Consider the following 25,511-nt stretch of genomic DNA (forward strand, 5'->3'; position numbering starts at 1 on the left):
GCTGCTCCTTGATCATGATCGCCCGGGTCCGGTAGACCGGGTCCTCGTTGCTCTGGTACTTCTCCTGGATGGCCTTGACCGACTCGGCCTCGATGCGGGCCTGGGCCGGGTCGTAGACGCCGCAGGGGAGGTCGCAGTGTGCGGTGGCCTCCACGGCGGAGAACATGCGGAACAGACGCATGGGGGTGCCTCCGGGTTCGTGGGGATGGATCTTCTGCGACCCTACCCGCGGTGATCAGCGTGAACACGTCCAGCGGTCGCGGCCCCGAGGAGCTCCCCGGGCTGCCCACCCCGTGGGTGCTGGCCCGGGTCAGCGGACCGTCGATGTCCCCCACGCTGCGGTCGGGCGACCGGCTGCTCGTGCGCCGGCTGCGCCGGCCGGCCGCCGTCCGCGCCGGGGACGTCGTCCTCGCCCGGTTCCCCGCCCGGCCGGAGCTGCTGGTGGTCAAGCGCGCCCGGCGGCCGCTCGAGGACGGCCACTGGTGGGTGGAGGGCGACAACCCGTTCGTCGCCGACGACAGCCGCGCGTTCGGGCCGGCGCGCGTGGTCGGCCGCGTGGTGGCGCGGCTGCGGCCCCGGCCGGGGTTGCTCCCGCCGGCCCCACCGCCGCTGGACTGACCGCCGGCCCAGGACCACCGCCGCGGCCAGGGAGGCGATCCCGGCCAGCCAGGCGCAGCGGGCCAGCAGCCAGCCCGGGCCGTCGGGCACCCCGTGCAGGCCGGGCAGCGGGGCCAGCGGCAGGGTCACCAGCCACACCGTGACCAGCATCGGCAGGTGCAGCAGGAAGACCGGCAGCGCCAGCCGGGTGGCCGTGCGCACCGCCCGGGTCCGGCCGACCGCGCGCAGCCGGGGGAGCAGCAGCGCCGCCATTGCGGCCTGGGCGAGGCACAGGCACACGGTGGCCGCCGACGGAGGGTCCAGGTTGGACCCGTCCTGCCCGCGCACGCCGACGGCGCTCACCGGCAGCTCGCCCACGGTCACCAGCAGCAGCACCCCGGCCACCCCGCCGACGATCAGCAGCACCGCCACCGGCCGGGTGAGCGGGCGCCGGGCCAGCGCCACCCCCAGCTGCCAGGGCACCCACCAGCCGGTGAGCACCGCCGTCTGCGCCAGCAGCGGTCCGCCGAGCGGCGCGGCGACGGTCAGTGCCACCGGGACGGCAGCTGCCGCGGCGCCCAGCCGGTCGTCCAGCCGGAGCATCAGCGGGGTGGCGGCCAGCAGCGTGAGGTGGACCGCGAGGAACCACAGTGGGCTCAGCGACAGCACGACGACGGTCCGCACCACGCCCTGGCTCGTCCCGTGCAGCGTCAGCGCCAGCGCGACCACCGCCACGGCGGCCGCCAGCACGGCGACCGGGGGGAGGACGGCGCGCACCCGTCGCCACCACCAGGCCGGCGCGCCGGTGCCCGCTGTCGAACGGCTGCCGGCCGCGGCGGCGCCGGCGACGAGGAAGAACAGGCCGAGCGTCTGGAACAGCCAGCTCGCCGGGGCCAGCCCCGGCATGGTGCGCAGCGGGCTGTCCAGCGCGACGGCCCCGTCGGCGGAGAGGGCCGGGGCCGTCACCAGCCAGTGCCCCAGGACCACCCCGGCGGTGGCCAGCAGCCGCAGCGCGTCCAGGCCCGGGTCGCGGCGGATCACCGGGCCACCTCCGCCGACGGCACCCGGCCGAGGCAGACCGCGGCGACGCCCGCCAGCGCAGCAGAGCCGGGCCGGAAGTAGCCGTCGTGGCCGGAGGTGCCGCCCACCGGCAGCGTCCGGGCGCCGAACGCCGGGCCGGCCGGGTCGGCGCCGTGGCCGAGGTCCCCGAGCCGTACCGACGGCACCCGCCCGATCCAGTCACCCGTCGTCCGGGCCGCCCACACCCGGGCCCGGGTGCCCAGGTCGGCCACCGAGGACGCGCGCGCCCCCGGGCTGCCCAGCAGCACCAGGTCGTCGGCGGCGAGCTCCGGCGCGGCCAGCGCGGCGACCACCGCGCCGTAGCTGTGCCCCACGACGGTGACGTGCGCCCCGCCGTCCCGGAGTTCCTGGACGAACGGCACGAGCGCGGCCGCTCCGGCCCGGGCGAGCCGCCCGGTGGCGGCGTCCACGCCGGCCCCCTGCGGGGTGGGGTAGCCGACCCACAGCACGACGGCGAGGTCGGGTCCGCCGGCCTCGGCGAGGCTGCGGGCCCAGCCGAGTGGGCGCCGCTGCGGTCGGGCGGGGTCGTGCAGCGCGGCGAGGTCGATGTCCGCCCCGGGCACCAGGACGGCGACGTGGTCGGCGGTCGCCGGGTCGCCGACCGCGACGACGGCGAGCCCCCGCCCGCGCGGGTCGCAGCCCAGCACGCCGACGGAGCCGAGCTGCCGGGTGAGCTCCGTGGCGCAGGCGGGGTCCAGGCCCACCGGCCCGGGGACGGGTGCGGCCGCGGCGGGCGGCAGCAGCGCCGCTGCCACCACCGCCAGCACGCCCAGCACCGAGGTCATCGGTCGCGGGAGGATCGTCACGACGACTGATCCTGGACACGGGCGAGCCCGTGGTCGTCACGCTGCGGAGCCGACCTGGAGTGCTACCGGGGTGCTCCGCCACCGGGGACCGCGAGCCCGGTCTCGTACGCCAGTACCACCGCCTGGGCCCGGTCCCGCAGCCCCAGCTTGGTGAGCACCCGGCTGACGTGGGTCTTCACCGTCTGCTCGGCGAGCACCAGGTGGTCGGCGATCTCGGAGTTGGACATACCGCGGGCGACCAGCCCCAGCACCTCGGTCTCCCGCTCGGTGAGCACGGCCAGCCGCTCGGGCTGGGGCGGCGCGGCTGGGCGGGCCGCGACGAAGTCGGCGATCAGCCGGCGGGTCACGGCCGGGGCGAGGAGGGCGTCACCCGCCGCGACCACCCGGACGGCGTGCAGCAGGTCGGCGGCCGGGGCGTGCTTGAGCAGGAAGCCGCTCGCGCCGGCCCGCAGCGCGTCGTACACGTGGTCGTCGAGGTCGAAGGTGGTCAGCACGAGCACGCGGGGGACCGGGCCGTCGCCGGCCCGTGCGCCCAGGAGCGACCGGGTCGCCGTCAGCCCGTCCATCACCGGCATCCGCACGTCCATCAGGACGACGTCCGGTGCCCTCCCGGCGCGGGCCAGCTCGGCGTGCAGGCGCAGCGCGGCGGCCCCGTCGCCCGCGGTGCCGACCACCTCGACGTCCGGCTGGGCCCCCAGCAGCGCAGCGAAGCCCTCGCGGACCATCTCCTGGTCGTCGACCAGCAGCACCCGGATCACGATCGCCTCCCGTCGGTCGGCGTCACCTGCAGGGGGAGCACGGCCCGCACGGTGAAGCCGCCGTCGTCCGTCGGCGCGGCGTCCAGCGTGCCGCCGTGCAGCTCCGCCCGCTCACGCATGCCCAGCAGCCCCACTCCGGCGCCCCTGACCCCCGGGTGGTCGCCGGGCCCGTTGCCGACCGTGATCGTCAGCTGGTCGCCCGCGGCGGCGACGCGGAGATGCACGGGGGCGCCGGGCGCGTGCTGGACGGCGTTGGCCAGTGCCTGCTGGACGATTCGGTACGCGCTGAGGCCCAGCTGCGCCGGCACGTCCGGGTGCTCGATCTCTGCGGTGAGCGGCACGCCCTCGGCCTGCCGGGCGGCGACCAGATCGGCCAGCGCGGCGAGCCCCGGTTGGGGTGCCCGGTCGGCCGGCTGGTCCTCGGCGCGCAGCACCCCCAGCAGCTGCTGCAGCTCGGCGAGCGCCTCCCGGGCCGTGCCGGCCACGGCAGCCAGCTCCGTCCGCGCCGTGGCCGGCAGGTCGGGCAGCCGGTAGGGCGCGGTCTCCGCGCGGACGGCGATCGCGGACAGCTCGTGCGCCACCACGTCGTGCATCTCGCGGGCGATCCGCGCCCGCTCGGCGAGCGCACCGCGCTGCGCCAGGGCCGCCTCGGTGCGCTGCTGCTCGTCGGCCAGCGCACGGCGGGCGTCCCACCGGGCGCCCATGCTCATGCCGACGATCAGCACGGCGGCGACGGCGAGCAGCGAGACCTGCAGGTACCCGGCGCCGACCTCCCAGGTGGTGCCGAAGCGCCGGAAGAGGAGCACCAACCCGGAGAGCACGCCGACCACGACCGCCGTCCCGCGGGGGAGCGCCCACCCCACCGCCAGCAGGACCGGCACCCAGAGGCACCACTCCCAGGGCGCGAGCAGGGACGTCGGCCCCGCCGGCGGCTGCAGCACGAACGGTGTCAGCAGCAGCCAGAGCGTCATCAGACGCCAGCCGTCCAGCGGCCGGCGCAGCGTGAGGACCAGCGCGGCCACCATCGGCAGGCACCACAGGAAGGCCAGGCCGGCGGGCGCCTGGCCGGCGTCGAGTTGCACGCCGTTGGCGGCCAGCAGGACGACCAGGCCGTAGAACGCGACCGCCGCGGTCAGCAGCCGCCGCGCCCGCGGGGACCGGCTGGACCACGGCAGCGGCCCGGACGGCGACACCCCGGCGACCGCCCGGCCGGACGCGCGCAGGGCGTCGCGCAGCCGGTCGGCGGGGGGCAGGGCGGGCACCACGCCGGTCACCGTAGGGGCCCGCTCCGCCGTCCGGACCCCACGGTCGTCCCCCTCCACCCCGGGGAGGGGTCAGCCCAACCGGTCCAGCAGCGGGTCGACCAGGTCGCGGGCATCCGTGTTGAGGTAGAGGAAGACCAGCGTCGCCGCCCCGAACAGCGGGACGAGCACGGCCTTCTCGATCGTCGCGCCGGTGCGCAGGTGCACGGGGTTGAGCCGGGTCCGGCGCAGCAGCCAGAACACCGGGACCGGGACGCCCTCCTTGGTGAGCCCGTCGCCGGCGATGTGCGTGAGCACCCCGACGACGACGGCCCACGGCAGCCACGCCGGGCTCGGGCTGTGCGCGAGCAGCAGCCAGGCGCCACCCCAGGAGATGACCAGGTTGCCCAGGACGGTGTTCTCGGCCCGGCCGGGGATGACGAAGTGCAGTGCCCGCAGCGCCAGGCCGATGGCCAGGGCCAGCAGCAGCAGGCTCGACCAGTGCTGCCAGGCGGCCACGGAGGCGAGCAGCCCGAAGACCACCGGCCCGAGCACGGCGTCGTGGGTGCCCCACCGGTGGCCGCGGGCGATGGTGTTGACCAGCCCGGAGGGCACGTCGGTGAGCGGCCCCCACATCCGGGAGATGGTGGACCCCCGCTGGTCGAGGTCGGGCAGCATGGCGAACCCGCCCGCGGCGGCCACCCAGGCCACCTGGGCCACCGTGCCCTCCACCGGGGCCCAGGGCAGCGTCGCGGCGCCGGCGGCCAGGCCGGAGAGCGCATGGGAGTGACCGAGCACGCACGGAGCGTGCCGCCGGTGGGCGGTGTGGCGGGGGAGGCGCGCGGTCAGGCCGCCCGGGCGGCGAACCCGGCCAGCACCACCGACCCCGGCCAGGGCGAACGGGGATACCCCCACCAGGGCCGACGCCGTCCCGGCCATCCGGGCGGCGTCGGCCATCGCAAGCGCACAGGGCCACCGCGGTCGGGGTCAGCTGGGTGGCCGACTGCCCCGGGTGTCAGCTGGCGCGGGTACCGAGGGGTTCGCCGGTCACTCGTCGTCCACGTCGTCGGTGCCGCCGCGGGCCAGCCAGGTGGCCAGCCGCTCGACCGGCACCTCGAAGTCCGGGTGCTGGTCGACGAAGGCCTGCAGCTGGTCGGCCAGCCAGGCGAGGCTGACCTCCTCCTCGCCCCGCCGGCTCGCCAGCTCCTCGATGCCTCGATCGGTGAAGTACAACGCCGTGCTCCCCGGGCTCAGTCGGCGAAGGCCTGGGCGACCAGCTGACGCTGCTCGACCTCGTGCACCTTCGCCGAACCGACGGCCGGGCTCGCCGAGGCCTTGCGGGAGACCCGGCGCAGCGTCCGGCCCCCGGTCAGGTGCTCGGGCAGGTTGCAGGCCATGAACTGCCAGGCGCCCATGTTCGCCGGCTCCTCCTGCGTCCAGACGACGTCGGTCGCGTTCGGGTACTGCGCCAGCGCCTCGGTGATCTCCTCGGCCGGCAGCGGGTAGAGCTGCTCGACCCGCAGGACCGCGGTGTCGGTGCGGCCCTCGGACTCCCGCTGGGACAGCAGCTCGTAGCTGACCTTGCCGCTGCACAGCAGCACCCGGCGCACCCCGGCGGGGTCCAGCGGCGCGCCGCCGACCCCCGGGTCGGGCAGGACCGGGCGGAACCGCTGCTCGGTGAAGTCCTCGACCGAGCTGACCGCGGCCTTGGCGCGCAGCAGCGACTTGGGCGTGAACACGACCAGCGGGCGGTGCACCTCCGACAGCGCCTGGCGGCGGAGCAGGTGGAAGTAGTTCGCCGGCGTGGAGCAGTTGGCGACCGTCATGTTGTTCTCGGCCGACAGCTGCAGGAAGCGCTCGATCCGCCCGCTGGAGTGGTCCGGGCCCTGGCCCTCCAGGCCGTGCGGCAGCAGCAGGACGACGCCGGAGCGCTGACCCCACTTCGCCTCGCCGGAGCTGATGAACTCGTCGATGACCATCTGCGCGCCGTCGACGAAGTCGCCGAACTGGGCCTCCCAGAGCACCAGGGCCTTGGGGTTGGCCACCGAGTAGCCGTACTCGAAGCCGAGCGCGGCGTACTCCGACAGCAACGAGTCGTAGACGAAGAACTTCGCCTGGTCCTCGGTCAGGTGCGCCAGCGGGGTGTGCTCCGCGGCGGTCTCCCGGTCGATGAGCACCGAGTGTCGCTGGACGAAGGTGCCTCGGCGGGAGTCCTGCCCCGCCAGCCGCACCGGGACGCCCTGCATCAGCAGCGACCCGAACGCCAGCAGCTCACCCATCGCCCAGTCGATGCCGCCCTCGCTGGCCATCGCCGCCCGGCGCTCCAGCATCCGCTGCAGCTTGGGGTGCACGGTGAAGTCCGTCGGCAGCGAGACGTGCGCATCGCCGATGGTCTTGAGCACCTCGCGGGTGATCGCCGTGTCGACCGTCATCTCCTGCGGCGACCGCGGGTCCATCACCGGCTCCGGCGTCGAGGAGTCGCGGGCGTCGTGGGTCTCGGCGAAGGCCCGCTCCAGCTGGTCGCGGTAGTCCTTCAGCGCCTCCTCGGCCTCGGCCAGGGTGATGTCGCCCCGGCCGACCAGAGCCTCGGTGTACAGCTTCCGGACCGAGCGCTTGCGGTCGATGATGTCGTACATCAGCGGCTGGGTCATCGAGGGGTCGTCGCCCTCGTTGTGGCCGCGGCGGCGGTAGCAGACCAGGTCGATGACGACGTCCTTGTTGAACGCCTGCCGGTAGTCGACCGCCAGCCGGGCCACCCGCACGCAGGCCTCGGGGTCGTCGCCGTTCACGTGGAAGACCGGGGCGCCGATCATCCGGGCGACGTCGGTGGAGTAGAGCGTCGAGCGGGACTGGGCCGGGCTGGTGGTGAACCCGACCTGGTTGTTGATGACCACGTGCACGGTGCCGCCGGTGCGGTAGCCGCGCAGCTGGGAGAGGTTCAGGGTCTCCTGGACCACGCCCTGACCGGCGAAGGCCGCGTCGCCGTGCAGCAGCACGGGGAGCACGGTGAAGCCGCCCTCGCCCTTGTCGATCATGTCCTGCTTGGCCCGGACGATGCCCTCGAGGACGGGGTTGACCGTCTCCAGGTGGCTGGGGTTGCTGGCCAGCGAGACGGCGAGCTGACGGCCCTCGTGCTCGAAGGTGCCCTCGGCGCCCAGGTGGTACTTCACGTCGCCGGAGCCCTGCACGGTGCCCGGGTCGATGTTGCCCTCGAACTCGCCGAAGATCTTCGAGTAGCTCTTGCCCAGCACGTTGGCCAGCACGTTGAGCCGGCCGCGGTGCGCCATGCCGATCGCGACCTCCTCGAGGCCGTGCTCGGTGGAGGAGGTGAGCACCTCGTCCAGCAGCGGGATGACCGACTCGCCGCCCTCGAGGCTGAAGCGCTTCTGCCCGACGTACTTGGTCTGCAGGAAGGTCTCGAACGCCTCAGCCGCGTTCAGCCGGCCGAGCACCCGCTTCTGCTTGTCCCGGGTGGGCTGGTCGTGCTTGACCTCGATCCGCTCCTGGAGCCACTTGCGCTCCTCGGGGTCGGTGATGTGCATGTACTCGATGCCGACGGTGCGGCAGTACGACTGGCGCAGCACCCCGAGGATGTCGCGCAGCAGCATGGTCCGCTCGCCGGCGAAGCCACCGACCGGGAACTGCCGGTCCAGGTCCCACAGCGTCAGCCCGTGCTGGACGATGTCCAGATCGGGGTGGGTGCGGACCTTGAACTCCAGCGGGTCGGTGTCGGCCATCAGGTGGCCGTTGCGCCGGTAGGCCTCGATGACCTCGATGACCCGGGCGTTCTTGTCGATCTGGCCCTCGTGGCTGACCCGCATGTCGGGTACCCAGCGGACCGGCTCGTAGGGCACCCGCAGGGAGCGGAAGACGTCGTCGTAGAAGCCGTCCTCGCCCAGCAGCAGCTGGTGCATCCGGCGCAGGAAGTCACCGGACTCCGCGCCCTGGATGACCCGGTGGTCGTAGGTCGAGGTGAGCGTGATGATCTTGGAGACGGCCATCTCGGCGAGCGCCTCGGGGCTCATCCCCTGGAACTCGGCCGGGTAGTCCATCGCCCCGACGCCGACGATCGTGCCCTGGCCGGTGGTCAGCCGCGGCACCGAGTGGTTGGTGCCGATCGTGCCCGGGTTGGTGAGGCTGACCGTGGTGCCGGTGAAGTCGTCCATCGTCAGCTTGTTGGCCCGGGCCCGCCGGATGATGTCCTCGTAGGCGCCCCAGAACTCCGCGAAGTCCATCGTCTCGGCGGCCTTGATGGAGGCGACGACGAGGGAACGCGAGCCGTCGGGCTTGGGCAGGTCGATGGCCAGCCCGAAGTTGACGTGCTCGGGGCGCACCAGGACCGGCTTGCCGTCGACCTCGGCGAACGAGTTGTTCATGTTCGGGAAGGCGTCCAGCGCCCGGACCAGCGCGTAGCCGATCAGGTGCGTGAAGGAGACCTTCCCGCCGCGGGCGCGGGCCAGGTGGTTGTTGATGACGATCCGGTTGTCGACCAGCAGCTTCGCCGGCACTGCGCGCACGCTGGTGGCCGTCGGGACGGTCAGCGAGGCGTTCATGTTCTTGACCACGCTGGCGGCGGCGCCGCGCAGCGGGGTGCGCGTCGGGCCCTCGCCGGAGTCGGCGGCCGGCTTCCCGGCGCCGGGCTTGGCGGACGGCTTGGCCGGTGTGGCGGGCTGCTGCTGCGAGGCCCGCTCGGCGGCGCGGTTGACCACGGTTCCCTCCGAGCGGGGGTCGGCGATGGGGGCCCGGGAGACCTGCTCCTCGGTGCCGGGGGCAGGGGCGCTGGGCCGGTCCGCGGGGGCGGCGTCGTCGGACGACGGCGCCGCGGGGGCCTGTGCCGCCTGCGGTGCGGCGGGTGCCGCGGCGGTGCGGCCGGCGACCTCGCGCTCGGGCGCGGGGGACGCGTAGCTGGTCGCAGCGGGGGCGGCGTCGGGCGTCGGTGCCGACGGCCTGGCCGGGGCAGCCGCCTCGGACGTGCGGTCCTGCCCGTCGGCGACCGGGCTGCCCGGCCGGTAGTCGGCGAAGAAGTCGTGCCAGGCCTGGTCCACGCTGCGTGGATCGGCGAGGTACTGCTGGTACATCTCCTCGACCAGCCACTCGTTGGTGCCGAAGCCCGCCACCGGGTTGCTGTTGGAGGCGGACGGCTGGGATGAGCTCACGCTTGACACGGGGCGGAGTGCCTTCTTCGTCGGTGGACGTCGTTGGACCGGGGGCCGACTCTACGCCCGACCCCTCCGGCGGTGGCCGTCCGACGTGAGGTGCCGCACGTGGTTCGGCTCACCGGTCCCAGGGACCCCGTGGGCAGCGGACGGGTCACCCGCCGGTTCCAGCCGCGGGCGGCAGTTCCAGCACCTCGTCGACCACCCCGGCGACGGCGCTGTGCAGCAGCGCGCCGCCGACCAGCTCGGTCACGACGTCGGCCCGGCCGGGCTGGGTGCCGCGCCGGGTGGGCCGGCTCAGACCACGTCGCGGCGGACGGCGAGCAGGGTGCCCAGCACCGCGGCGACCAGACCGTAGCCGAGCAGCAGCAGGCCGCCCTGCCACTGGTTGAGCAGGTCGGGGCCCTCGTTCACGGCGGTGAGCGCGGCCGCCGCCCCGCCGGGCAGCCACTTGTAGACGCCGGAGATGGCCGCGATGCCGCCGACGATGCTCTCGATCACGAACAGGTAGACCAGCGAGCCGACGATCGCGCCCACCTGGTTGCGGAACAGCGCCCCGACCCCGACCCCGATCACCGCGTAGAGGACGATCGAGATGGTCGCGCCGGCCAGCACCTCGAGGTTGTCGCCGGTCAGCGACGGTGCGGCACCCCGTGCCCCGGCGTAGGCGACCACCACGACCACGGTCGTGGCGCAGGCGGCCAGCGCGAAGGGGATCGCGGCCGTCAGGTAGGCGATCAGCTTGGCGATCACGACCTGGCCGCGGTGCGGGGTGGCCAGGAACGTGGGGGTGGCGGTGCGGTGCCGGTACTCCTGGGTCATCCCGATGATGCCCAGCACCAGCGAGAGGATGGCGGCCTGGCCGGCCGCCCCCAGGGCCAGCTGCTCGTACATCGGGGTGCCGATGGGCGCCGGGCCGCCCTGCTGCCCGGCCAGGCCGGTGAAGAGCGCGGCGAAGCCGCCGACCAGCACGCAGGCACCGACGAGCAGCCCGATCCAGACGCGGGTGGTCAGCAGCTTGAGCCACTCCGCGCGCACCAGCCGGGTCATCGGGCCGTCCCCTCGGTCTGCGCGGGGGAACCCGCGGCGTACTGCTCCTGCCCGGCGGTGAGCCGGAAGTAGACCTCCTCGAGGCCGCTGGTCTGCGCGCGCAGCTCGTGCAGCTCCACGCCACCGGCGAAGGCCCGGTGCCCCACCTCGTCGGTCGCCATCCCGCCCACCGTGACGCCGTCGGGCCCGGCGGGCGTCACGGTGGCGCCGGCGGCGCTCAGCAGCTCGGCCAGCTGGACCACCTGGGGACTGCGGGCCAGCACCGTGCCGCCGCCGGAGCCGCCGCGCAGGTCGGCCAGCGAGCCCTCGCGCACCAGCCTGCCGGCGCCGACGATGACCACCCGGTCGGCGGTCTGCTCCACCTCGGCGAGCAGGTGGCTGGAGACCAGGACCGTGCGGCCCTCCTCGTGGGCCAGGTGGCGCAGGAAGCCGCGCAGCCACTGGATGCCCTCGGGGTCCAGCCCGTTGGCCGGCTCGTCGAGCACCAGCACCTGCGGGTCGCCCAGCAGTGCGGTGGCCAGGCCCAGGCGCTGGCGCATGCCCAGCGAGTAGCCGCCGGCGCGCCGCTTCCCGGCCGGCCCCAACCCGACCCGGGCCAGCACCTCGTCGGCGCGGCTGGCGGGCAGCCCCGCGGCGGCGGCGTAGACGCGCAGGTGGTCGCGGCCGCTGCGGGCGGGGTGGAACGCCGTCTCCAGCACCGCACCGACCCGGCGCAGCGGCTCGGAGAGCTGGGCGTAGGGCGTGCCGTTGAAGGTCGTCGTCCCGCCGTCGGGGGTGATCAGGCCCAGCGCCATCCGCAGCGTGGTGGTCTTGCCGGCGCCGTTGGGGCCCAGGAAGCCGGTCACCTGGCCGGGCTCGACGGTGAAGCTCAGGCTGTCGACGGCGCGGACGGCGCCGAAGGACTTGGTGAGGCCGCGGACCTCGACCCGCACGGGGTCGGGCCGGACGCTGCTCGGGCTGGCGATCTCGGGCTCCTGGGGTCGGCGGGGCGCGCACTCCGCGGTCATCCAAGCGCAACCGGGTGGCGCGGGGCGAGCTCCCGAGCGCCCCGCGTGGCGGCGTCGGTGCGTGACCCCGGGCACAGTCCGGACGCCGGGTTGGTAGGTTCCGCCCCTGTGAACGCCTCCCGCACCGCCGACGGGCGGCCGCGGAGCCCGCGGGCCGACCGCTGACGGAGAACGGGCCCGGGGAACCGACCCGGCGGCAGGCGGCCGCCCGGGAGGAGCTCGAGCGGCTGCTGCTCGCCGGCCCCCGCCGCTACACCCGGCGGGAGGTGGCCGAGCTGGCCGGGATGCCCGCGGCGCGCACCCAGCGGTTGTGGCGGGCGCTGGGCTTCGCCGACGTGGCCGAGGACGACCCGGCCTTCACCGACGCCGACGTGACCGCGCTGGCGCGGCTGTCGGCGCTCATCGACTCCGGCTTCGTCGACCCGCAGACCGAGGCGTCCATCGCCCGGGCGATGGGCCAGGCGCTGTCCCGGCTGGCCGACTGGCAGACCGATCTGCTCGCCGCCCGCCTCGCCGAGGCCGGCGCGGAGGCCGAGGCCGACGTGCTGCGCTCCACCGAGTCGCTGCTGCCGCTGATGAGCGAGCTGCAGGACTACGTGTGGCGGCGGCACCTGGCCGCGAACGCCGGGCGGCTGCTCGCCGCGCCCGGCGCCGACCGCGGGGAGCTGGCGGTGGGCTTCGCCGACCTGGTCGGGTACACCTCGCGCAGCCGCGGCATGGGCGGCCGTGAGCTCGGCGCCATGGTCGAGGACTTCGAGGGCCTCGCCGCCGACGTCATCGCCCGCCACCGCGGGCGGGTGGTGAAGACGGTGGGGGACGGGGTGCTGTTCACCTGCGCCGACGCCGTCGACGCGGTCGAGATCGCGCTGCGGCTGCCGGTGGAGTGGTCCGCCGAGGACCGGCCGCCGTTGCGCGTGGGGGCGGCCTACGGCCCCGTGCTGACCCGGCTGGGCGACGTCTACTCCCCGGTGGTCAACCTGGCCAGCCGGCTGACCTCGATCGCGCGGCCCTCGACGGTGCTGGTCGACCGCGAGCTGGCCCGCCGGCTGCTGGGCTCGCCCGCCTACCGGGTCCGCCCGCTGCGGCAGGTGGCGGTGCGCGGCTACGACCAGCTGCAGCCCTGGCTGGTCCGCCGCCGCCAGGACGGCGACCCGCCCGGCGTGGCCGCCCTGGAGGAGCTGCTCGACGAGATCGCCCGCGACGTGCTGGGCCGCGGTCCGGACGAGCCGCCGGCTCGCGGGGCCTGACCGGGCGAACCCGGTCGACCGCCGCCCGGGGCGGTGGGCACGATGTGCGGGTGTCCGCCACCCTGCTGGCCCGCGGCCTCGCCGCCGGCCACGGCGCCCGTGTCCTGTTCACCGGCCTCGACCTCGTCGTGGCCCCCGGCGACGTCGTCGGCCTGGTGGGGGTCAACGGCGCCGGCAAGTCCACCCTGCTGCAGACCCTGGCCGGGCAGCTGCCCGCCGAGTCCGGGGACGTCGCGCTGTCCCCGCCGTCGGCGACCGTGGGCTACCTCCCGCAGGAGCACGAGCGGCGCCCCGGTGAGACGGTGCTCGACGCCCTCGCCCGCCGGACCGGCGTCGCCGCCGCGCAGCAGGCGCTGGACGCCGCGACCGACGCGCTGACCGCCGGGGAGGCCGGCGCCGACGACGCCTACGGCGACGCGCTGGAGCGGTGGCTGGCCCTCGGCGGGGCCGACCTCGCGGAGCGGGCCGAGGAGGTGGTGGCCACCGTCGCCCCCGGCGTGGCCCTGGACGCCGCGATGACCGGGCTGTCCGGTGGTCAGGCCGCCCGGGTCGGGCTGGCGTCCCTGCTGCTGTCCCGCTACGACGTGCTGCTGCTCGACGAGCCGACCAACGACCTGGACCTGGCCGGGCTGGACCAGCTGGAGCGGTTCGTCGGCGGGTTGCGCGCCGGGGTGGTGCTGGTCAGCCACGACCGCGAGTTCCTGGCCCGCACGGTCACCCGGGTGGTCGAGCTCGACCTCGCCCAGCAGCTGGTGCGGGTGCACGACGGCGGCTACGAGGCGTACCTGGCCGAGCGCGAGGTGGCCCGCCGGCACGCCCGCGAGGAGTACGAGGAGTTCGCCGACACGAAGGCGTCGCTGGAGTCGCGGGCCCGGATGCAGCGCAACTGGATGGCCAAGGGCGTCCGGGACTCGATCAAGAAGTCCAAGGACGGCGACAAGCACATCAAGGCGCACAACCGGGCCTCCTCGGAGAAGCAGGCGGCCAAGGCCAAGCAGACCGAGCGGCGGATCGAGCGGCTGGAGGTGGTCGAGGAGCCCCGGAAGGAGTGGGAGCTGCGGATGTCGATCGCCGCCGCCCCCCGGGCCGGTGACGTCGTCGCCACGCTGCGCGGTGCGGTGGTCCGCCGCGGCGGCTTCCAGCTGGGACCGGTGGACCTGCAGGTCGACTGGGGCGACCGGCTGGCGATCACCGGGGCCAACGGCTCGGGGAAGAGCACGCTGCTCGCCGCGCTGCTGGGCCGGCTGCCGCTGGACGCCGGCGCCGCCGCCCTCGGCCCGGGGGTGCGGCTGGGGGAGGTCGACCAGGCCCGCGGGCTGTTCCTCGGCGACGAGCCGCTGGCCGCGGCGTTCGGCCGGCAGGTGCCCGACTCGCCCGACGCCGAGGTGCGCACCCTGCTGGCGAAGTTCGGCCTGCGCGCCGACCACGTGCTGCGCCCCGCCGCGACGCTCTCCCCGGGGGAGCGGACCCGGGCGGCGCTGGCGCTGCTGCAGGCGCGTGGGGTGAACGTGCTGGTGCTCGACGAGCCGACCAACCACCTGGACCTGCCGGCGATCGAGCAGCTGGAGCAGGCGCTGGCCGACTACCCGGGCACGCTGCTGCTGGTCACCCACGACCGGCGGATGCTCGAGGCGGTGCACACGACGCGCCGGCTGGTGGTCAGCGACGGTGCCGTCCGGGACGCCTGACCGGGCTCCGGGAACGACGACGCCCGCCCGGCCAGTGGCCGGGCGGGCGGTGTCGGTGCTGCGGTGAGCCGCGGGGCTGTGGGTGCCCCCGGCAGGATTCGAACCTGCGCCCCTGCCTCCGGAGGGCAGTGCTCTATCCCCTGAGCTACGGGGGCTCGTACCGCGGCGCCCGATCGCTCGGCGCCGGGGAAGAAGCTACCAGTCCCGGTGGCCGGCCGAGCCGGTGGGGTCAGGGGAAGGGGAGCGGCGCCGCACCGCGCTCGCGGAGCATCGCGGCCATCGTCGCGGTCTCCGCCGTCTGGCTCTGCGCGATCGACTCCGCCAGCCGCTGGACGGCGGGCAGCCGGGCGTGCTCCTCGCCGTACTCGGCCATCTCCAGGCCGCCCTGGTGGTGCCGGGTCATCAGCTGCAGGAACTGCACGTCGAACTCGGTCCCGGTCGCGGCGCGCAGCTGCGCCATCTCGGCGTCCGTCGCCATGCCGGGCATGAGCGGCCCGTCCTCGTCGCCACCGTGGCCGGCGTGGTCCATCCCGGCCATCTCGCCGTCGTCCATCCAGCCCATGACCTCGCCGCTGGTCAGCGGCAGGCCCCACAGCGACAGCCAGCCCTGCATCCGGCCGACCTGGTTGGTCTGGGTCGCCGAGATGTCGAAGGCGAGCTGCTGCACCGCCGGGTCCTCGCTGCGGTCGAGCGCGAGGTTGGCCATCTGCACCGCCTGCAGGTGGTGGCGGGACATGTCCCGGGCGAACCCGGCGTCCACCGAGTCCGCGGCCGGGGTCTCCTCGGCGCCGATGCCCAGCGCGACGGCCAGTCCGCCGCCGGCCACCAGCATGCCGACGGCGATCACGCTGACCAGCAGGGCGGACAGCCAGCGCGGTCGTCCCGGGGCGGGGTGCTCGGTCGTCGGTGCCGCCATCAGGGCGCCGTGGTGTCGCTGGCCTCGGCCGGGGTGGAGCTCACCGGGGCGTCGCTGGGCACGTCGGTCATCGACTGGTCGCCACTGCCGGCGTAGCGGCTGGCGTCGCCGACCACCAGCGGCTCGCTGAGGAACGCCGGGTTCTCGCAGCTCGCCCCCGGCTCGGGGTGGAAGTCGGCGTTGAGGGTGAAGAAGTCGACGTACTGCTCGACCCGCTCGTCGGTGGCGGAGTCGACGGTCAGCTGGTGGTTCCAGGACTGCAGGCTGATCGGCGCCCCCTGGCCCGGCCACGGGGAGAGCATCAGGCCCGCGCGGCCGTCGACCAGCTCCTCCAGCGTCGCGAGGTCGTCGTCGCTGACCAGGTCGGGGTCGTAGGTGATCCACGTCGAGCCGTGCTCGAGGCTGTGCACCGCGTTCTCCGGGCGGATCTGCACGTCGTAGACGGTGCCGGTGCAGTCGGCCCACTCGTTGTCGTGCGGGCCGCCCACCGGCGGGGTCTCGGTGTAGTCGACCCCGGTGACGACGTGCTCGGCGCCGGCGTACTCGTAGGTCTGCAGCCCTTCGAGCTGGTCGGCGGAGGTGATCCGGTTGGCGTTGGACCGGTTCACGGTGACCACGGCGTAGGTGAGGATCGCGGCGGCGAAGACGGCGACGGCGATCGCCGCGGCGATCAGCCCCCACGGCCGCTGCGGGGTCACCACGTTGGCCGGCGGGCGGGTGCGCCCCCGGCCGCCGGACCGCTGCGCCCCCGACCCCCCGCGGGAGGCGCCGCCCGAGGGACGACCGGTTCCGGGCTTGGGGTCCTTGGCCAACTGCCTCTCCTCGCTGCGGTGCCGCTCCGCGGGTGCCTGGTGCCCCCGCACGTCGCTGCCGGGGCCTGGCCCCGGGCGGGGGCGAGTGTAGGTCGCTGACCTGTGCGGCCCGGGCCGCCGAGCCGCTCAGTACGCTCGCCGGGTGACACCCGAGCAGCTCAGTGACGTCGTCCGGTCCGCTGTCGCGGCGGCGGTGGAGCGCGGCGTCCTCGCCGTCGCCGTCCCCGAGGACGTCGTCATCGAGCGCCCGAAGAACCCCGAGCACGGCGACTACGCGACCAACGTGGCGCTGCGGCTGGCCAAGCCGGCCGGACGGCCGCCGCGTGAGGTGGCCGAGCTGCTCGCCGCCCAGCTGCGGGAACACGAGGGGATCACGTCGGTCGACGTCGCCGGCCCCGGCTTCCTGAACGTCACCCTCGCCAAGGACGCCCTCGGGCAGATCGCGGTCCGGGTGGTGACCGCGGGGGAGGCATACGGGCGCACCGGGGTGTTGGCCGGGCAGCGGCTGAACCTGGAGTTCGTCTCGGCCAACCCCACCGGCCCGGTGCACATCGGCGGCACCCGCTGGGCGGCGGTCGGGGACGCGCTGGGCCGGCTGCTGGAGGCCTCCGGCGCCGATGTGACCCGCGAGTACTACCTCAACGACGCCGGCGCCCAGATCGACCGGTTCGCCCGAAGTCTCCAGGCCGCGGCGCTGGACCGGCCGGTGCCGGAGGACGGCTACGCGGGGGAGTACATCGGCGAGATCGCCGGCCAGGTGCTGGCCGCCGAGCCGGGGCTGCTGGAGCGGCCCGAGGCCGAGCAGGTCCCGGTCTTCCGGGCGCGCGGAGTCGAGCTGATGGTGGCCGAGATCCGCAGCTCGCTGGCCGCGCTCGGGGTCGAGTACGACGTGTTCTTCTCCGAGCTGAGCCTGTACTCCTCCGGTGCCGTGGAGAAGGCGGTGCAGCGGCTGCGCGACCAGGGGCACGTCTACGAGGCCGACGGTGCGGTCTGGCTGCGGACGACGACGTTCGGCGACGACAAGGACCGGGTGCTGGTCAAGGCCGACGGGGAGACGACCTACTTCGCCTCCGACTGCGCCTACTACCTGGACAAGCGCGAGCGCGGTTTCGACAAGGTCGTGATCATGCTCGGCGCCGACCACTCGGGCTACGTCGGCCGGTACAAGGCGCTGGTCGCGGCCACCGGCGACGACCCGGACACCAACCTGGAGATCCTCATCGGCCAGCTGGTGAACCTGCTGCGCAACGGCGAGCCGGTGCGGATGAGCAAGCGGGCCGGCACCGTGGTCCTCCTCGAGGACCTGGTGGAGGCCGTCGGGGTGGACGCCGCGCGCTACGCGCTGGCCCGGGCCTCGGTCGACCAGCAGATCGACATCGACATCGACCTGTGGACCCGGAAGACAAACGACAACCCGGTCTTCTACGTCCAGTACGCGCACGCCCGGATCTCCTCGGTGCTGCGCGGGGCGGCGGACCTGGGGCTGGCGCTGGGCGAGGCCGGCGACGTCGACCCGGCCGCGCTGGCGCACCCCCGGGAGGGCGACCTGCTGCGCGCGCTCGGCGACTTCCCGCGGGTGGTCGCCTCGGCCGCCGAGCTGCGCGCGCCGCACCGGGTGGCCCGGTACCTGGAGGAGCTGGCCGGCACCTACCACCGCTTCTACGACTCCTGCCGGGTGCTGCCCCGCGGCGACGAGGAGGCGACCCCGGTGACCACCGCCCGGCTCTGGCTGTGCGCCGCCACCGCCACGGTGCTGCGCAACGGCCTGGGTGTGCTCGGGGTCTCCGCGCCGGAGCGGATGTGAGGGCGCACCCGGCCGGGCCGCTGCACGGCACGCTGACCCCGCCCCCCGCAGCCGGCGCCCCGCCCACGGACCTCGGCGCGCTCGACCCGCATGTCTGGCCGCGCTCGGCGACCCGGGTCGGCGGCGAGCTGCACCTCGGCGGCCGGCCGGTCACCGAGCTGGCCCGGGACCACGGCACGCCGCTGTTCGTCCTGGACGAGGGCGACTTCCGCGGCCGGGCCGCGGACTTCGCCACCGCCTTCGCCGACCCGCAGCTGCCCGCCGACGTGCACTACGCGTCCAAGGCGTTCCTCTGCGGGCAGGTGGCCCGCTGGATCGCCGAGGACGGGCTGTACCTGGACGCCTGCAGCGGCAACGAGCTCGCCGTCGCGCTGGCCGCCGGCTTCCCGGCCGAGCGGATCGCGCTGCACGGGAACAACAAGTCCCTGGTCGAGCTGCAGCTCGCCGTCGACGCCGGGATCGGGCACGTGGTGCTCGACTCCTTCGACGAGATCGAGCGGCTGGTACCGCTGGCCGAGGCGCGGGTCGCCGGCGGCGGCACGCCGGTGCCGGTGCTCATCCGCGCCACTGTGGGCATCGAGGCGCACACCCACGAGTTCATCGCCACCGCCCACGAGGACCAGAAGTTCGGCTTCTCGCTGGCCACCGGGGACGCGCTCACCGCCGCGGTCCGGGTGATCCGCGAGCCGGCGCTGCACCTGGCCGGGCTGCACAGCCACATCGGCTCGCAGATCTTCGACACCGCCGGCTTCGAGGCCGCCGCGCACCGGGTGGTGGGCCTGCTCGGCCAGGTGCACCAGGCCACCGGGGAGGTGCTGGGCGAGCTCAACCTCGGCGGCGGGTTCGGCATCGCCTACCTGCCCGAGGACGACCCGGTCACCCCCGGTGACGTCGCGGTCAAGCTGCGCCAGGTTGTCGCCGCCGAGTGCGCCCAACTGGGGCTGCCGGTGCCCCGGCTGGCCGTGGAGCCCGGTCGGGCCATCGCCGGGCCGGGCACCGTGACGCTCTACGAGATCGGCACCATCAAGCCGGTCCGGCTGGGCTCCAGCGGCACCCCCGGTGCCCCGCTGGTGCGCAACTACGTCTCCGTCGACGGCGGGATGAGCGACAACATCCGCACCGCCCTCTACGACGCCAGCTACACCTGCGTGCTGGCCAACCGCACCTCCGACGCCCCGCCGGCGCTGTGCCGCGTCGTCGGCAAGCACTGCGAGAGCGGTGACGTCCTGGTCCGCGACCTGTGGCTGCCCTCGGACGTGCAGCCCGGTGACCTGCTCGCCGTCGCCGCCACCGGTGCCTACTGCTGGTCGATGGCGAGCAACTACAACTACCTGCTCAAGCCGCCGGTCGTCGCCGTCCGGGACGGCGCCGCCACCGAGATCGTCCGGCGGCAGACACTGTCCGACGTGTTCGCCCTCGACGCGGTCCTCGCCGACGTCCCCGCCCCCTCGCCGGCGATCGACCAGCCGGCCCCCGAGCACCCCGCTGGAGCCCGCCCGTGAGTGACTCCCTGAAGGTCGCCCTGCTGGGGTGCGGCACCGTCGGCAGCGCGGTGCTGCGGCTGCTGTCCGAGCAGGCCGACGACCTCGCCGCCCGCGTCGGCCGCCGGGTGGAGGTGGCCGGCGTCGCCGTCCGCCGCCCCGACCGGCACGCGGGAGTCCCCGCCGAGCTGCTCACCACCGACGCCGAGGCCCTGGTCACCCGGGACGACGTCGACCTGGTGGTCGAGGTGATCGGCGGCATCGAGCCGGCCCGCACCCTCCTGCTGGCCGCCATCGGTGCCGGCAAGTCGGTGGTCAGCGCGAACAAGGCGCTGCTCGCCGAGGACGGCGTGGCGCTGCACGCCGCGGCCGCCGAGGCCGGCGTCGACCTCTACTACGAGGCGGCGGTGGCCGGCGCGATCCCGCTGCTGCGCCCGCTGCGCGAATCGCTCGCCGGTGACCAGCTGCGCCGCGTCGTCGGCATCGTCAACGGCACGACGAACTACATCCTGTCCCGGATGGCCGAGACCGGTGCCGGGTTCGGCGAGGCGCTGGCCGAGGCCACCGAGGCCGGCTACGCCGAGGCCGACCCGACCGCCGACGTCGACGGGTTCGACGCCGCCGCGAAGGCCGCCATCCTCGCCTCGCTGGCCTTCCACTCCCCGGTGCGCTCCTCCGACGTGTACCGGGAGGGGATCGCCGCGGTCTCGGCCAGCGACGTCGCCCGGGCCGCGGAGATCGGCTGCACGGTGAAGCTGCTGGCGATCTGCGAGCGCGTCCCCGGGCAGGACGGGGAGGACTCGATCGCGGTCCGGGTGCACCCGGCGATGATCCCGACCACCCACCCGCTGGCCGGGGTCGGCGGCGCCTTCAACGCCGTCTTCGTCGAGGCCGACGCGGCGGGGGAGCTGATGTTCTACGGCCAGGGCGCCGGCGGGGAGCCGACCGCCAGCGCGGTCCTCGGCGACCTGGTGGCGGTGGCCCGCAACCGGCTGACCGGCGCCGCCGGCCCGGGTACCACCGGCTACGCCGGGCTGGGCGTCCGGCCGATGGCCGAGACCCCCACCCGCTACCACGTGAGCCTCGACGTGGCCGACGTCCCGGGCGTGCTGGCGACGGTCGCCCAGGAGTTCGCCGCGCACGGGGTCAGCATCGCCACCGTCCGGCAGGACGGCCACGGGGACGCCGCGACCCTGGTGATCGTGACCCACCGGGCGCCGGACGCCGCCCTGGCGGCGACGGTGACCCGGCTGCGGGAGATGGACGCCGTCCGCGGCGTGACGAGCGTGCTGCGCGTGGAGGGCCTCTCATGACCACTGCGGGACTCCGGGGAGCGGTCTCCCCGTACTGGCCGGGGCTGATCGAGGCCTACCGGCACCGGCTTCCGGTGAGCGAGAGCACCCCGGTGGTGACGCTGCAGGAGGGCGCCACCCCGCTGGTCCCTGCCGTGGAGCTCTCCCGCCGCACCGGCTGCGAGGTGTTCCTGAAGGTCGAGGGCGCCAATCCGACCGGGTCGTTCAAGGACCGCGGGATGACCATGGCGATCACCAAGGCGCTGGAGGAGGGCGCGCAGGCGGTCATCTGCGCCTCCACCGGCAACACCAGCGCGAGCGCGGCCGCCTACGCCGCGCGCGCCGGGCTGGTCTGCGCCGTCCTCGTGCCGCAGGGCAAGATCGCCACCGGCAAGCTCGCCCAGGCGCTGGTGCACGGGGCCAAGCTGCTGCAGGTCGAGGGGAACTTCGACGACTGCCTGGCGCTGGCCAGCAAGCTCGCCATCGACTACCCGGTGAGCCTGGTCAACAGCGTCAACCAGTACCGCATCGAGGGGCAGAAGACCGCCGCCTTCGAGATCGTCGACGTCCTCGGCGACGCCCCCGACGTCCACTGCCTGCCGGTCGGCAACGCCGGCAACATCACCGCCTACTGGCAGGGCTACCGCGAGTACGCCGCCGACGGCCCGGCCACCCGCACCCCGCGGATGTGGGGCTTCCAGGCGGCCGGCGCGGCGCCGATCGTCACCGGCAGGGTCGTCGAGCAGCCCAGCACCATCGCCACCGCCATCCGGATCGGCAACCCGGCGTCCTGGACCAAGGCGCTGGCCGCCCGCGACGATTCCGGCGGCCGGATCGACGCGGTCACCGACCGGGCGATCCTCGCTGCCTACCGGCTGCTGGCCCGCTCCGAGGCGGTCTTCGTCGAGCCGGCGTCCGCGGCCTCGGTCGCCGGGCTGCTGCAGGTCGCCGAGGCGGGCGGGCTGGAGCCCGGCCAGCGGGTCGTCTGCACGGTCACCGGCAACGGGCTCAAGGACCCCGAGTGGGCGATCTCCGGCGCGCCCGCCCCGGTCACCGTGCCGGTCGACGCCGCCGCGGCCGCCGCCCAGCTGGGCCTGTAGCCGGTGGACGGCGTCCGCATCCGGGTCCCGGCGACCAGCGCCAACCTCGGGCCGGCGTTCGACTCCGCGGGTCTGGCGCTGACCTGCTGGGACGAGCTCGAGGTCGCGGTCGCCGACGGTGGCCTGGCGGTCTCCGTGGCGGGGGAGGGCGCCGCCGACCTGCCCACCGACGAGTCGCACCTGGTCGTGCAGGCATTCCGGGCCGCGTGCGCGGAGCTCGGCTGGTCGCCCGCCGGCCTGCGGCTGGCGGCGACCAACGGCATCCCCCAGGGCCGGGGCATGGGCTCCTCGGCCGCGGCGGTGACCGCGGGGGTGCTCGCCGCCTGGGCGCTGTGCCCCGACGTCGACGAGGTCGACCAGGCGGCGGTGCTGCGGCTGTGCTCGGCGCTGGAGGGGCACCCCGACAACGTGGCCCCCTGCCTGCTGGGCGGCGCGACGCTGTCCTGGACCACCGCGGCCGGCGCCCGTGCGGTGCGGCTGGCGGTCCGGCCCCAGGTCACGCCGGTGCTCTTCGTCCCCGGGGCGACCCTCTCGACGCACGTGGCCCGCGGGCTGCTGCCCGCGCAGGTGCCGCACGCCGACGCCGCCGCCAACGCCGGCCGGGCCGCGCTGCTCGTGCACGCGCTCACCGCCGCGCCCGAGTTCCTGCTCGAGGCCACCGAGGACCGCCTGCACCAGTCGCAGCGTGCCCCGGCGATGCCCGACAGCGCCGCGCTGCTCACCCGGCTGCGCGCCGACGGGCACGCCGCCGTCGTCTCCGGTGCCGGCCCGTGCGTGCTGGTGCTCGCGCCGGGTCCCGAGGCGGGCGGCGCGCTGGCCGGGTACGCCCCGAACGGGTGGCGCTGCCTGCCCCTCTCGGTGGACGGTGACGGCGCCGTCGTCAGCCGGATGGGGCGTGCGGTACGGTTGTGATGCCCAGGAACACACTGGTGACAGCGGGTGTTGTGGCGCATGTCAGCCAGCATCTAGGCTGACGACGTAGCCGCCCCAGGGCGAGCCTCACGCGGGACGTTGCAGACGGACGACCCTCTCACGGTGATCGTCTCCTCGATCCTCGGCCCGCATCCACAGACCCGGCGCCTCCGCGAGGTCGCCACGAGCCCCCGGGCTCCAGCCGTCCCCGGGACCGGGTCACCTCCTGCGCTGGTAGGCGCAGGCCACCGCAGGGAAGGACCTGTACGTGAGTGAGACCACCGACCTCATCGACGGCGCGCGCGACGCCGCCCCGTCCGACGAGGCAGCCGCCGGTTCCGGAACGGCTCCCCGTTCCCGCCGCCGCGGCAGCGGGCTGTCCGGCATGCTGCTCCCCGAGCTGCAGCGCCTGGCCGGCGAGCTGGGCATTCCCGGCACCGCGAAGATGCGCAAGAGCGACCTGGTCGCCGCCATCTCCGAGCGCCAGGTGAGTGCGCCGGGGTCGTCGTCCGCGGCGCAGAGCGAGCCCACCGAGTCCCCGGCCGTGCCGGCGCCTCGCGCCGACGGTGGGGCCGCCACCTCGGCGGCGCCGCTCGAGGCGCCCGTGAGCGGCGGCGCCAACGGCGGCCCGGTCACCACCGCCGACGCCGACCCGGCCGAGACGACCCCGAGCGGCCGTCGTCGCCGCGCGGCGAGCCGACCGGCCGGTGCGCCGGCCGCCGGCACCACCGACGCCCCGGAGGCGGGCACCGCTGACGCCCCGGCAGTCGACGCCCGTTCCACCGACGCCCCGGCTGCGGAGAGCGCCCCGGCTGCGGAGACCGCGCCGGCCGAGGTGCGCACCGAGGGTGAGCGCCCGCAGCGGGACCGCCCCAGCCGCAACCGCGACCGCAACCGTGGTGACCGGGACACCGAGGCGCCCCGCGAGGACCGCGGCAACCGCGAGGAGCGGGCGCCCCGGGAGGAGCGCGGTGACCGTGGTCCCCGTGAGGACCGCGCCGCCCGTACCGAGGGGGGCCGCGACGGCGAGGACCGCAGCGAGCGTGGCGGCCGCAACCGCAACGACCGCGAGAACGACCGCGACGGGAGCGGCCGCGACGAGCGGGGCAACCGCAACGGCCGCAACCGCAACGACCGCGCCGAGCAGCGGGACGGCGGCCGGGGCAACGAGCGCACCGACCGCAACGACCCGCGCAACGACGTCCGGAACGACGAGGACGACGACGACTTCGAGGGCAGCGGCCGTCGCCGCGGCCGGCGCTACCGCGACCGCAACCGCCGTGGCGGCCAGGCCGGCGGGCGCGACCGGTTCGACCAGGGGGAGCCCACCGTCAGCGAGGACGACGTCCTGCTCCCGGTCGCCGGCATCCTGGACGTGCTGGACAACTACGCGTTCGTCCGCACGTCGGGCTACCTGACCGGTCCGAACGACGTCTACGTGTCGCTGTCCCAGGTGCGCCGGTACGGCCTGCGCCGCGGTGACGCGATCACCGGCGCCGTCCGCCAGCCGCGCGAGGGCGAGCGCAAGGACAAGTACAACGCGCTGGTCCGGCTCGACTCGGTCAACGGCATGGACCCCGAGCAGGCCCGCAACCGGCCGGACTTCACCAAGCTCACCCCGCTCTACCCGCAGGACCGCCTGCGGCTGGAGACCGAGCCGCACCTGATGACCACCCGCGTGATGGACCTGGTCATGCCGATCGGCAAGGGGCAGCGGGCGCTGATCGTCAGCCCGCCGAAGGCCGGCAAGACGATGGTGCTGCAGTCGATCGCCAACGCGATCACCACCAACAACCCCGAGTGCCACCTCATGGTCGTCCTGGTCGACGAGCGGCCCGAGGAGGTCACCGACATGCAGCGGTCGGTGAAGGGTGAGGTCATCGCCTCGACCTTCGACCGGCCGCCGGCGGACCACACCACCGTCGCAGAGCTCTCCATCGAGCGGGCCAAGCGCCTGGTCGAGATGGGCCACGACGTCGTCGTCCTGCTGGACTCGATCACCCGGCTGGGCCGCGCCTACAACCTGGCGGCCCCCGCCAGCGGGCGCATCCTCTCCGGTGGCGTCGACTCCACGGCGCTGTACCCGCCCAAGCGCTTCCTCGGCGCCGCCCGCAACATCGAGAACGGCGGCTCGCTGACGATCATCGCCTCGGCGCTGGTCGAGACCGGCTCCACGATGGACACGGTCATCTTCGAGGAGTTCAAGGGCACCGGGAACGCGGAGATCAAGCTCGACCGCCGGCTGGCGGACAAGCGGGTCTTCCCGGCCGTCGACGTCAACGCCTCGGGCACGCGCAAGGAGGAGATCCTCCTCTCGCCCGACGAGCTGGCGATCGTCATCAAGCTGCGCCGCGTGCTGTCGGCGCTGGAGCCCCAGCAGGCGCTGGAGCTGCTGCTCGACCGGATGCGGAAGACCCGCAACAACGTCGAGTTCCTCATGCAGGTGCAGAAGACGACGCTCGGCGTCGGCGACAAGGAATAGCCCCCGTACACTGGCCAGTCGAGCCTGCGCTGCCGGGGCTCCGCCCGGCCCGGGCAGCGAACGAACCACCGGATCCCGAGAC

The 25,511-nt window shown here is 75.0% G+C and carries 20 protein-coding genes, 1 tRNA gene and 1 pseudogene; 9 read left to right on the forward strand and 13 right to left on the reverse strand.

All coding sequences use genetic code 11. The features are described from left to right. Window positions 1–181 (reverse strand): superoxide dismutase [Ni] (locus tag ACI795_RS09735; RefSeq protein WP_457075293.1); only part of this gene is annotated, 181 nt, incomplete at its 3' end. A 143-nt stretch (window positions 182–324) separates the two neighbouring features. On the opposite strand from ACI795_RS09735, the gene ACI795_RS09740 reads away from it, so the two are divergent. After that, complete coding sequence (locus ACI795_RS09740) at window positions 325–618, forward strand: S26 family signal peptidase (RefSeq protein ID WP_457075415.1); 294 nt, start codon at window positions 325–327, stop codon at window positions 616–618. 24 nt (window positions 619–642) lie between these two features. Here ACI795_RS09740 and ACI795_RS09745 read toward each other — a convergent pair. The 9 genes and pseudogenes from ACI795_RS09745 to ACI795_RS09785 all read right to left on the reverse strand — a co-directional run. Beyond that, window positions 643–1,638: pseudogene (locus tag ACI795_RS09745) on the reverse strand (acyltransferase family protein); the annotation flags it as partial. Continuing rightward, window positions 1,635–2,483, reverse strand: coding sequence for an alpha/beta hydrolase (locus tag ACI795_RS09750; protein WP_457075294.1), 849 nt, complete (start codon window positions 2,481–2,483; stop codon window positions 1,635–1,637). The pseudogene ACI795_RS09745 and the gene ACI795_RS09750, both read right to left, overlap by 4 nt. A 62-nt stretch (window positions 2,484–2,545) precedes the next feature. After that, window positions 2,546–3,241: a response regulator gene (locus ACI795_RS09755; RefSeq protein WP_457075295.1), complete on the reverse strand. Its 696-nt coding sequence runs from the start codon at window positions 3,239–3,241 to the stop codon at window positions 2,546–2,548. Beyond that, window positions 3,238–4,503 (reverse strand): sensor histidine kinase, encoded by a 1,266-nt coding sequence (locus ACI795_RS09760; RefSeq protein WP_457075296.1) that lies wholly within the window; start codon window positions 4,501–4,503, stop codon window positions 3,238–3,240. Before ACI795_RS09760 ends, ACI795_RS09755 begins: the two co-directional genes overlap by 4 nt. Before the next feature lie 72 nt (window positions 4,504–4,575). Next, entirely contained in the window at window positions 4,576–5,280 is a 705-nt protein-coding gene (locus tag ACI795_RS09765; RefSeq protein WP_457075297.1) for a metal-dependent hydrolase, read from the reverse strand. Window positions 5,281–5,529: 249 nt separating this feature from the next. Next, window positions 5,530–5,715, reverse strand: coding sequence for a DUF6104 family protein (locus ACI795_RS09770; RefSeq protein WP_457075298.1), 186 nt, complete (start codon window positions 5,713–5,715; stop codon window positions 5,530–5,532). Between the two features lie 17 nt (window positions 5,716–5,732). Beyond that, on the reverse strand, window positions 5,733–9,638 hold the full coding sequence (locus tag ACI795_RS09775; RefSeq protein ID WP_457075299.1) for a multifunctional oxoglutarate decarboxylase/oxoglutarate dehydrogenase thiamine pyrophosphate-binding subunit/dihydrolipoyllysine-residue succinyltransferase subunit: 3,906 nt from the start codon (window positions 9,636–9,638) through the stop codon (window positions 5,733–5,735). A 297-nt stretch (window positions 9,639–9,935) separates the two neighbouring features. Then, a complete protein-coding gene (locus tag ACI795_RS09780) occupies window positions 9,936–10,688 on the reverse strand; it encodes an ABC transporter permease (protein ID WP_457075300.1) in 753 nt (250 codons plus the stop codon). Beyond that, window positions 10,685–11,695 carry an ABC transporter ATP-binding protein gene (locus ACI795_RS09785; RefSeq protein ID WP_457075301.1) on the reverse strand — a complete coding sequence of 337 codons (1,011 nt, stop codon included), beginning with the start codon at window positions 11,693–11,695 and terminating at the stop codon, window positions 10,685–10,687. The genes ACI795_RS09780 and ACI795_RS09785 overlap by 4 nt, the downstream gene beginning before the upstream one ends. 266 nt (window positions 11,696–11,961) lie before the next feature. On the opposite strand from ACI795_RS09785, the gene ACI795_RS09790 reads away from it, so the two are divergent. Further along, window positions 11,962–12,942, forward strand: a complete 981-nt coding sequence (locus ACI795_RS09790) for an adenylate/guanylate cyclase domain-containing protein (RefSeq protein WP_457075302.1) — start codon at window positions 11,962–11,964, stop codon at window positions 12,940–12,942. A 50-nt stretch (window positions 12,943–12,992) separates the two neighbouring features. Beyond that, complete coding sequence (locus tag ACI795_RS09795) at window positions 12,993–14,630, forward strand: ABC-F family ATP-binding cassette domain-containing protein (RefSeq protein WP_457075303.1); 1,638 nt, start codon at window positions 12,993–12,995, stop codon at window positions 14,628–14,630. Between the two features lie 83 nt (window positions 14,631–14,713). Here ACI795_RS09795 and ACI795_RS09800 read toward each other — a convergent pair. The 3 genes from ACI795_RS09800 to ACI795_RS09810 all read right to left on the reverse strand — a co-directional run bounded on the left by ACI795_RS09800 (window position 14,714) and on the right by ACI795_RS09810 (window position 16,358). Then, window positions 14,714–14,785: transfer RNA gene (locus ACI795_RS09800), tRNA-Arg, on the reverse strand. A gap of 74 nt (window positions 14,786–14,859) precedes the next feature. Next, on the reverse strand, window positions 14,860–15,546 hold the full coding sequence (locus ACI795_RS09805) for a DUF305 domain-containing protein (RefSeq protein WP_457075304.1): 687 nt from the start codon (window positions 15,544–15,546) through the stop codon (window positions 14,860–14,862). After that, window positions 15,546–16,358: a DUF3105 domain-containing protein gene (locus ACI795_RS09810; protein ID WP_457075305.1), complete on the reverse strand. Its 813-nt coding sequence runs from the start codon at window positions 16,356–16,358 to the stop codon at window positions 15,546–15,548. The genes ACI795_RS09805 and ACI795_RS09810 overlap by 1 nt, the downstream gene beginning before the upstream one ends. 142 nt (window positions 16,359–16,500) lie before the next feature. Here ACI795_RS09810 and argS point away from each other — a divergent pair, with 142 nt between their 5' ends. From argS to rho, 6 genes are all read left to right on the forward strand, one after another. Continuing rightward, window positions 16,501–18,162 carry an arginine--tRNA ligase gene (argS, locus tag ACI795_RS09815; protein WP_457075306.1) on the forward strand — a complete coding sequence of 554 codons (1,662 nt, stop codon included), beginning with the start codon at window positions 16,501–16,503 and terminating at the stop codon, window positions 18,160–18,162. Next, the gene (lysA, locus tag ACI795_RS09820) at window positions 18,159–19,664 is read left to right on the forward strand and encodes a diaminopimelate decarboxylase (protein WP_457075307.1); all 1,506 of its coding nucleotides are present in this window, start codon (window positions 18,159–18,161) and stop codon (window positions 19,662–19,664) included. The genes argS and lysA overlap by 4 nt, the downstream gene beginning before the upstream one ends. Then, window positions 19,661–20,956, forward strand: a complete 1,296-nt coding sequence (locus ACI795_RS09825; protein WP_457075308.1) for a homoserine dehydrogenase — start codon at window positions 19,661–19,663, stop codon at window positions 20,954–20,956. The genes lysA and ACI795_RS09825 overlap by 4 nt, the downstream gene beginning before the upstream one ends. Next, complete coding sequence (gene thrC / locus ACI795_RS09830) at window positions 20,953–22,035, forward strand: threonine synthase (RefSeq protein WP_457075309.1); 1,083 nt, start codon at window positions 20,953–20,955, stop codon at window positions 22,033–22,035. Before ACI795_RS09825 ends, thrC begins: the two co-directional genes overlap by 4 nt. 3 nt (window positions 22,036–22,038) lie before the next feature. After that, window positions 22,039–22,947 (forward strand): homoserine kinase, encoded by a 909-nt coding sequence (gene thrB, locus ACI795_RS09835; protein ID WP_457075310.1) that lies wholly within the window; start codon window positions 22,039–22,041, stop codon window positions 22,945–22,947. A 268-nt stretch (window positions 22,948–23,215) separates the two neighbouring features. Then, the gene (gene rho / locus ACI795_RS09840; RefSeq protein WP_457075311.1) at window positions 23,216–25,429 is read left to right on the forward strand and encodes a transcription termination factor Rho; all 2,214 of its coding nucleotides are present in this window, start codon (window positions 23,216–23,218) and stop codon (window positions 25,427–25,429) included. Window positions 25,430–25,511: the final 82 nt, after the last annotated feature.

The sequence above is a fragment of the Modestobacter sp. SYSU DS0290 genome, from assembly GCF_054050955.1.

Excerpts from the sequence above, each read along its gene's own strand:
- ACI795_RS09740 (WP_457075415.1), top strand. The coding sequence starts at position 325 with ATGTCCCCCACGCTGCGGTCGGGCGACCGGCTGCTCGTGCGCCGGCTG.
- ACI795_RS09780 (WP_457075300.1), bottom strand. The coding sequence starts at position 10,688 with ATGACCCGGCTGGTGCGCGCGGAGTGGCTCAAGCTGCTGACCACCCGC.
- ACI795_RS09785 (WP_457075301.1), bottom strand. The coding sequence starts at position 11,695 with ATGACCGCGGAGTGCGCGCCCCGCCGACCCCAGGAGCCCGAGATCGCC.
- ACI795_RS09805 (WP_457075304.1), bottom strand. The coding sequence starts at position 15,546 with ATGGCGGCACCGACGACCGAGCACCCCGCCCCGGGACGACCGCGCTGG.
- thrC (WP_457075309.1), top strand. The coding sequence starts at position 20,953 with ATGACCACTGCGGGACTCCGGGGAGCGGTCTCCCCGTACTGGCCGGGG.